Origin of the sequence: Armatimonas sp. (assembly GCF_031410135.1) — a bacterium.
In the GTDB taxonomy this organism is placed as follows: domain Bacteria; phylum Armatimonadota; class Armatimonadia; order Armatimonadales; family Armatimonadaceae; genus Armatimonas.
Genome location: NZ_JANNYP010000618.1, coordinates 1 through 6,237, shown reverse-complemented (window position 1 = coordinate 6,237; position 6,237 = coordinate 1). Strand labels below are relative to the sequence as shown.

Genomic DNA, 6,237 nt, shown 5'->3' with positions numbered 1-6,237 from the left:
TGGAATTTGCTTGACTTAACTCTCAGTGATTTTTCGGAGAACTATAGAAATGCCGCCTCTTAATAAACAAGTTATCATTGCAGAAACCCGGTTTGACAATATAACAATGACACAAGCTGTAGAGTGCATCTTACAGCTCGTCCAAAAGGCCGATGTGCCCCAGCACGTCTGCACAGGCAATATGGATCACTTGGCTCTACTTCAGCAGGATGCCGAGTTTCGTGCGATCTACTCCAGCGCGGCTCTTGTACTCGCCGATGGCATGCCGATTGTCTGGCTCTCAAAGCTCCGCCCGGACACAGCCAGCTTAGTTGAGCGTGTGGCAGGTAGCGACTTGCTTTATGAGCTCTGCCGGGCCTCCGCATGGACGGGCCTGAAGCTTTTCTTTCTTGGAGGCTTTCCGGGAGCGGCAGAAGCGGCGAAGAAGGTTCTGGAGGAGCGCTTCCCTGGTGTCCAAATCTGTGGTACTTACTGTCCTCCCAAAGATACTTTTGAAACGGCAGAGGAGCAGGGGAAAATCACGCAGATATTGAAAGATGCAAACCCGGATATTCTACTGGTTGGTCTGGGTGCCCCTAAGCAAGAGAAGTGGATCGCCCGACATAAGATGCAGCTAGGCGTCCCCGTGAGCATTGGGGTGGGCGGTAGCTTTGAGATGGCAGCGGGCATGGTCTCTCGTGCTCCAAGGCTGGTTCAGCGTACCGGAATGGAGTGGGCCTGGAGGCTCTGCCAAGATCCAAAGCGTCTGTACCATCGCTATATTGGTCGTGACTTGCCCCTCTTGATGCACCTAGTCGCCGATGCGGGTCTACTACGCCTAGGACTGAAAAAGCCCAAACCGCGTCCACTAATTGAAGAGCCGCGTCTCACGGTTCAGCGGATTAACATGACAACCGCACCTGCGGAGCCTTCGGAAGCCGTCGCTCCGAAGTAGAATTTAAGGAAGACACACTGTGAACAGTTCAAAAAAGATTGTTGTCACGACAACAGTTGATCTGGATGACCTCGAGTATCCGATTGGGGATATCAACGAAGCCGCCGTCAACCATGCACGTGCCATTGCCAACGACCGCCAGATGTTGGTACGCACCAGCCGTGGAAAGATCGTCTGCCGCGAGATTGCTCCCAACACGTTTCTGGGACTAACGGCGGAGCGTCGCCGAATGAGCCTGCTGCAAATTGATGAGAATGTCTTTATCTTTGCCCCGGCTCGTCTGCCAAAGCACCGTCTGGAGCATCTCATCACCCACCTGCTCACCCGCTACGGAATTGGCTCCGCCCACCCGGAAGAGCCCGCCGCAGCGTTTGAGAACTTCACCGGCGCAACTCCTCGGGCCTAATGCCTGCTTTGCTCCGTATTGGCTTCGCACTGGAGCACTCTCTGGGCCACACAACCCATGCGAGAAACCTCCAAGCGGCTCTGGCCAGGGATCGTTTTGTCCAGCCTGAGCTGATTGAGCTGCCCTACCACAACACACCGGGAGCCTGGGCAAAGCTCCCGGGTGTTCGCTCTAACTGGTCGCTGCGCGCCTCACTGGGTGCCCTTCTTGGTCTGCGTGGTAAAAGCTTCGATGCGCTGTTCTTTCACACGCAAGTCACCGCCCTGCTGGCCTCGGGGATGCTTAAAAAGACGCCGGGCCTGATCTCGCTGGATGCCACCCCACTTCAGTACGATAGGCTTGGGGCGCACTACGGCCACACACCGGGAAACTCTCGGCTCGAAGTGCTCAAAGCAAGGCTCAACCAGCGGGCCTTTGCGGCGGCGCGGGGGCTCCTCACCTGGAGCCAGTGGACCAAAGACTCCCTGATCAGCGACTATGGCGTGCCGGGTGACAAGATCTTTGTGATCCCGCCGGGTGTCGATATCGCGGCCTGGGACTCCGCCCGTGCGCTCCGAAAACCGCGCACCACGGATGCACCGCTGAACGTGCTCTTTGTGGGGGGAGATTTTATCCGAAAAGGTGGCGACACGCTTCTGGCAGCGTTTGATCTTCTTCCTGAGCCCGTTCGTCGAACGGCGCACCTGCATCTAGTCACTCAGGCCACGGAGCTTGCGCCAGCAGCAAACATCACGGTGCACAATGGTGTTACGCCTAACTCGGAGCGCCTACGCACGCTCTTTGCCGAGGCGGATATCTTTGTCTTCCCTACCCGCGCCGACTGTCTGCCCCAAGCGGTTCTGGAAGCCATGGCCGCCAGCCTTCCGGTCATCACGACGGCGGTGGCGGCGATCCCCGAGGCCGTGATCGAGAACGAGACAGGCAAGCTTGTCCCTGTCGGAGATGAAAAAGCACTTGCTCTTGCCTTAGAGAACCTCCTCACCGACGAGACCCTGCGCCTGCGCCTGGGAAGTACGGCTCGCCAAGAGGCACTCGCTCGCTACGATGCCGCCAAGAACTATCCCCAGATTCTCGCCCGTCTCAAAGGGCTTGCCCCCCTAACCCCCGCCGGGCGGGGGGACAAAAAAGTATTTCCTCTTATCCCCCCCGCTGGGCGGGGGATGGGGGGGAGGTAATCATGAAGACCCTGCTCCTAATCCCCAGCTACCGTAAAGAGAACATTGCTACCGCAGTCTCTGCCGACCAGCACCCGACCATGGACTACGATGCCCTCGCTGCGGGGCTGGAGTCTCGGGGCACCTGCGCGGAGCTCTACGACTACCGCGCTCTGGAGGCAGAATCAGACGCATTGGTCAAGCTGGCACGCAAGACTATGGGGCGCGATATCGCCCTCGCTGTGGCCGGTTGGCGACGGCGGCACCACTACAACACCCTCTTTACCAATGGCGAGAATGTCGGGCTGTTTCTGGCACTGTTACTGCGCCTCTCGGGCAAAAAGCGCCCAGGCCATGTGACCATTGGGCACCGGCTCTCGACGGGCAAGAAGAAGCTGTTTTTCGGGACGCTCAAGCTCTGGCAGGAGATGGACACGGTCTTTGTCTATGCCACGACACAGCAAAAGCATGGCGCGAGCGTGCTGGGCATTCCGGCAGAGCGCCTAAGATTAATTCCCTTTCACGCCGATGCGACGTTCTGGCGACCCCGGCCTGAAGTCACGGAGAACGAGAAGCAAGTCAGCGCTGCGGGGCTGGAGTGGCGCGACTATCCCACGCTTCTCGCCGCCGCCGAGCGCCTCCCCGAGACGAGCTTTCCTCTTGCTGCCGCCTCACCTTGGTCAAAACACAACAACGAGACGGAGAAGCGCACCATGCCTGCCAATGTCTCGGCTCGCCGCTACGAGTACGTAGAGCTACGCGAGCTCTACGCGTCTTCGGCGATTGTGGCCGTCCCTCTCTACGAGAACGATTTCCAGGCAGGGATCACCGCGATTTTGGAGGCGATGGCCTGCGGAAAAGCTGTGGTTGTGACCCAAACAGAGGGCCAGACCGATGCCATTTCCGACGGAGAGAACGGTCTCTATGTGCCTGTCGGCGATTCGGCTAGTTGGGAAACCGCCATCCGTCGCCTGCAAGCTGACCCGGCGCTACGGCAGAAGCTAGGTGAAAATGCCCGGCTTTGGATCGAGCAAAATGCCACTCTAGACCGGTGGGTGGAGAGCTTATGCACGGCAATTATTTCCTGTGGGAGCAAAAATACGGTACCATAGCGTCATGGGACGCTCCAAGACACTTTTCATGACTCTTGTGGTTGGTCTGTGCCTGCTTTCTGGGTGCGGAGGCCGTGGCTCGGACGATGATATCGTCACGACGCGCTCTGAGGCCAGCCTTGACCCTGATGCACTCCTGATCGCGGCCCGCTCCGTTCAGGGCTATGTCGTCCCGGTGCAGTCCGTTCGTGACCGCGACAGTGAGCTGCGCTCGGCCCGCCAAGCATTTCCGGATCTGAAAGATATCCACGCGGCCCCAAGCTTTAATGCCCATGAGCTCCACTTCGCCATCAGCAACGATGCTCCTTGGTTCTCTAGCTGGAAAGCGGGGAAGCTCTCCACAGGGGTTCGTGATCTCGACACGGTCTTTGAGGAGTTCGATGCCACGACCGTGCGCTTGCTCAACCCAGATGGTGACCAGAGCTGGTTTGCGGTCACTTTCGATACCTACCTTCGGGCCAACCGTGCTGCCGGGCTCTTCTTTGGCAAGAGCGACTTTCTTCGGATCGCCAGCATTGTCTCCGCCCCCTCAAGCCCCACTGATATTCAGTACGAAGCCATTGCTCCCTCCACCACACGCCTGACTTTTGTGGTCGGGGAGACGAATACGATAGTGGAGCGGACGGGCAAAGGAACCTGGAGTAAAACCTCGCCTGTAACGCCACTGTAACGCTAATTTGGTAGAGTGCTCTCTGAAAGGGAACACTTCAAATGCAAGTTACCAATTGGATGAGCTGGGAGGGCGGCGTTGATATGGTCGCCACGACGATTGCGGGAGCGGAGCAGCCCAATGTTATTGTTCATATCGGACGCGTGGTGCACACGCCGCTAGGCTCAGCGGCCAGCGGCATGGTCTTCTACCAGCCCGACCCGAGCGCCGCGCCTGCCTTTATGGGTTTTGTCTCCACGGACCCACAGATCGGGGCGTACTTCGGCCCCAATATCTTCGCGGGCACCCCGTTTGAGAACGCCCCCGTACTCACCGCAAAGATCGAGGTATTCACTAGCCTGCCGGGCGGCGTCGGCTGCCGCGTGAGCATTCCGGGCTTTGAGATCGAGACCACCCTGAGCGAGCTTGGGCCACTAGAGCTGGTCGAGCGCCCGTTTGGTGCGCCCCTGCCGTTTGTGCAGCAGGGCGTGGAAGCGGCGGCGGGGCAGATGGCCCTCACGATCAACGGCGAGAGCGTCGCCATCTACCCCGTTCCCGTCGGGCTCTCCGGTGGCCCCAGCGCGAGCTGGTCGCCCACGGGTGTCTACTCCCGCTGACCCTAGACAGAAAAAGCCCCGCGCCAAAGAGAGGTGTGGGGCATTTGTCTAGGGCTTAGGCGCGATGTGAAGGTTACAATCGATGTGCTGGGTTCGTGTCCGGCCTGTACGAGTGCCACGTGAAGCCGGGCGAGATCGTCCATCAAAAATACTGTACATGTTCATCATCGTATTGAGATCTCTTTGAGTGATCACGAGGGTGTTGTTACTGACCGAGGGAAACATCGTATCGGTTGAGACAGTGCTATGCTCTCCGATCCCCAAAGCATGACCAAATTCATGACAAGCGAGTGCCACGACCGCTTTTCGATTTTCAGCATCTGTTATCGAAGGAAGCTTTGCTAGATCGAATATCATTTCAGCGTCCTCTATAGGAGTAGGGCTGGCATTATTCACATAATCTACGGATGTAAAAGCACTTGCCGATGCAACAGCTCCCATTTTGATCACAATTTGTGCACTTGCTTGATTTGTCACAACGGAGTAGCCAAAACTTGAGCCGAGTGCTTTCATCCATCTCTCAATGCCTTCTTTGATCACGGCTTGCATATCAGCGCTGACCGTGGGATCGAAGAATATCTTGAGATTGCCAGGCGCTGGCCAGAACGCAGGCTGAGGATCGTTGTAGCTGGGTGTCAAGGGCTTGACCCCTGCACCTGCTGGTTCGTAGACCGCCGTGATCGTATCCCCATCCACCACCGCTCCGGGCAGGTCATTGATGGCCGCAGCTGTGCTAAAGCGTGTCCCCTTGTACTCCCAGCCTGCAAAGCGACGGTCGCCGTAGAGGGCGGGGGCAATGAGGAGATCCACAACGCTAATGGGGGTCGTGGTACTAACGGCACTGCCGGGTGTCAGCAGTGTCGTCTTTCTTAAAACTTCGAGGGGGACGCTACCCCGTGACCCGCTCACGGTGAGCTGGTAGTTACGGGTCGGCCCTCCCGTCGGAACGGGAGTCGGCGTCGGAACGGGAGTCGCAGTAGCGAATGGAGTTGGTGTGGGGTCGGTCACGCCACCACCACTGCTACAGCCCTGTAAGATGCCCATGGTGCACGTCACCGAGAACGCCAGTGCCGTCAGAAAGCCGCCTCGGGTGAGGCGTTTAGGTTGAGTATTGTTTTCCATAGGAGCATTCTAACACCACACCCAGAAAGATTCCTGAAATGCACAAAATCGCCAAAGCAGAAGTCAGAAAAAAAGTCCCACGCCAAGCTGAGTGGCGTGGGGCAGAGGGGGCTTCGAGTTGTTTCCTATCCTGTAAATAGCCGCTTTCGGGCGGCGTTCCTCGGGCATTTTCATGCTTCAAGGTGAACCCCGTTCATGGCGTCTGGTTTGAAAATAGCCTCCTGACAGCCCTCCCTGAGGGTT

Annotated in this window: 7 protein-coding genes; 6 read left to right on the top strand and 1 reads right to left on the bottom strand. The window is 57.8% G+C overall.

Annotated features, from left to right (window positions below; genetic code table 11):
• The first annotated feature begins 106 nt into the window (after positions 1-106).
• The 6 genes from RMO15_RS22665 to RMO15_RS22640 are packed head-to-tail and all read left to right on the top strand — an operon-like array spanning position 107 to position 4,872.
• Entirely contained in the window at positions 107-934 is an 828-nt protein-coding gene (locus RMO15_RS22665; RefSeq protein ID WP_309717634.1) for a WecB/TagA/CpsF family glycosyltransferase, read from the top strand.
• Between the two features lie 19 nt (positions 935-953).
• Entirely contained in the window at positions 954-1,340 is a 387-nt protein-coding gene (locus RMO15_RS22660; RefSeq protein WP_309717632.1) for a hypothetical protein, read from the top strand.
• Complete coding sequence (locus RMO15_RS22655) at positions 1,340-2,515, top strand: glycosyltransferase family 4 protein (protein ID WP_309717629.1); 1,176 nt, start codon at positions 1,340-1,342, stop codon at positions 2,513-2,515. Before RMO15_RS22660 ends, RMO15_RS22655 begins: the two co-directional genes overlap by 1 nt.
• Positions 2,516-2,517: 2 nt before the next feature.
• Positions 2,518-3,606 carry a glycosyltransferase family 4 protein gene (locus RMO15_RS22650; RefSeq protein ID WP_309717626.1) on the top strand — a complete coding sequence of 363 codons (1,089 nt, stop codon included), beginning with the start codon at positions 2,518-2,520 and terminating at the stop codon, positions 3,604-3,606.
• A gap of 4 nt (positions 3,607-3,610) precedes the next feature.
• Complete coding sequence (locus tag RMO15_RS22645) at positions 3,611-4,276, top strand: hypothetical protein (RefSeq protein ID WP_309717623.1); 666 nt, start codon at positions 3,611-3,613, stop codon at positions 4,274-4,276.
• A gap of 41 nt (positions 4,277-4,317) precedes the next feature.
• On the top strand, positions 4,318-4,872 hold the full coding sequence (locus tag RMO15_RS22640; RefSeq protein WP_309717620.1) for a hypothetical protein: 555 nt from the start codon (positions 4,318-4,320) through the stop codon (positions 4,870-4,872).
• Between the two features lie 48 nt (positions 4,873-4,920).
• On the opposite strand, the gene RMO15_RS22635 is transcribed toward RMO15_RS22640, so the two are convergent.
• On the bottom strand, positions 4,921-5,994 hold the full coding sequence (locus tag RMO15_RS22635) for a matrixin family metalloprotease (RefSeq protein ID WP_309717617.1): 1,074 nt from the start codon (positions 5,992-5,994) through the stop codon (positions 4,921-4,923).
• Positions 5,995-6,237: the final 243 nt, after the last annotated feature.

Coding starts and splice junctions, on each gene's coding strand:
- RMO15_RS22650 (WP_309717626.1), top strand. CDS start 2,518: ATGAAGACCCTGCTCCTAATCCCCAGCTACCGTAAAGAGAACATTGCT.
- RMO15_RS22635 (WP_309717617.1), bottom strand. CDS start 5,994: ATGGAAAACAATACTCAACCTAAACGCCTCACCCGAGGCGGCTTTCTG.
- RMO15_RS22655 (WP_309717629.1), top strand. CDS start 1,340: ATGCCTGCTTTGCTCCGTATTGGCTTCGCACTGGAGCACTCTCTGGGC.
- RMO15_RS22665 (WP_309717634.1), top strand. CDS start 107: ATGACACAAGCTGTAGAGTGCATCTTACAGCTCGTCCAAAAGGCCGAT.
- RMO15_RS22645 (WP_309717623.1), top strand. CDS start 3,611: ATGGGACGCTCCAAGACACTTTTCATGACTCTTGTGGTTGGTCTGTGC.
- RMO15_RS22640 (WP_309717620.1), top strand. CDS start 4,318: ATGCAAGTTACCAATTGGATGAGCTGGGAGGGCGGCGTTGATATGGTC.